The sequence below is a fragment of the Endozoicomonas sp. SESOKO4 genome, assembly GCF_024606275.1.
Genome location: NZ_JAHHPS010000463.1, coordinates 1 through 1,586, shown reverse-complemented (window position 1 = coordinate 1,586; position 1,586 = coordinate 1). Strand labels below are relative to the sequence as shown.

Here is a 1,586-nt window from a genome sequence, read left to right as displayed (position 1 = left end):
AAAACCCCGATTCGCTCTTGATCGTGAGCTGGCTGAAGCCAGACGGGCACTACAAGAAGCTGAAAGTGAGCAGAAGACGGCTAATAAAAAACTGAATGATATTCGTCGCATACAATTGGCAATCTGGCAGAGTCTTGCCGACCTCATGGCTGTCCCGGATGATGGCGCTGAGGGTGAACTGGCTTTGACCAGGAAAAAGTACAATCATGTCACAAAATTCCTGCGTGAGTACGACGGGAAAAGTACGCAACTGGCCCACGCCCTGCTTGAAGAGGCTGTTGCACAGGAGAATCTGGAAGCCGTTCCTGACACCACTGAAAAAGCCGTGGGTCTTAAACCAGAACCTGCCGACACCAGTACACAACAGGTTGATGCCCTGAGAAACAAACAGGCACAACCGGGCGGTCATGATGCTAGCAAGATCCAGCAACTGATTCAGGAAGAGTGCCGTCTGGAAGGTGAGATTGAAGTCAGGAAAGCAGACATTGAGAGAATGAAGGATGTCCTTATAGCTGCCGAGGAAGCCGTCAAAAATGATGACGGTCCCTTTCAGTGCACGCCGAGGCAGGCAAAAGTTCTGGACGCCATCCACACATTCACGCAGCAGCACTCTCTCAAGAAACAAGCCCTGGAAGCCGCAATAGGTCTGGCAGAATTAGCCGTAGAAAGTGGTGAGGACATACCCGACTTTACGACTTTCGATTTTGACGAAGAATTTGCACCGGTCCACCTGCGGGCATTGGTCGGAGACACTCTGACGTTTGATCAGGCCAATCGGATTGTGACAGTCTTCAAGAGTCTGAAGACGACCTTCCCGGCCCCCGCTTTCGAATCTGTAGAAAATCAGCCTTCGAATGTGCTGAGAAACATCCAGCAGCTGATGTACAGGGCCAGGGATGAGTTGCAAAGCGGAGCTAAACAATACGACGACGAAATTCTCGGCATGGGCAAAACAGCCATTCACTACGTCGATTATGAGCCGGGGAACCTAAACAGCTTCTCCGAATACTTAGCTGCCCGTTATGCCAGTGGTAACAAGATCATCGCTCTGCTACGTGAAGGTCTGATCAGCAAGGTTGAACTTCAGAACTATATTAAGGCTATCAGAGGCGTCGCCGGATATCAGACAGTGGATGAATTTGAACACTTTCTTGGCTACAGATACGGCGTCAATGTGATTCACTTCAGTGCCGTTGTCGATATGCTATCCGATAAGGGTGCTGAAGAATTCATGGAGAATGCCTTTACTCCTGTGACTGTGACCGCGACTGGCCCAGCAGGTATGAAAGAGTCTGTCGCCGGCATGAAAGAGTACGCATCTGCCGTCATCGCCAACTACGTTCTTGACGATATCGCCTTTGAAAATGGCCGCAAGACAGCAGCATTCCTGACCAATATTCAGGACACGCTGACACCTTATGCCAATACTGCCGGCATCTCAGAATCAGACCTGATCAAGGTTATCCATGACACATTGATGCGGGCTCACGCCGCAGCGATTGAGCGGCAGCTGAATGATTACTGGATCAAGCCTTCAGCCTTTCTGGTACAGGCTGTCACCTGGTACTACTCCAGCTACAAACCTC

1 protein-coding gene is annotated in these 1,586 nt (G+C 50.4%); it reads left to right on the top strand.

Translation table 11 applies throughout. From position 1 onward, the window contains the following. Window positions 1–1,586, top strand: a 1,586-nt coding sequence (locus KDK16_RS08950; RefSeq protein WP_257275682.1) for a hypothetical protein, incomplete at both ends; no start/stop codon positions are given.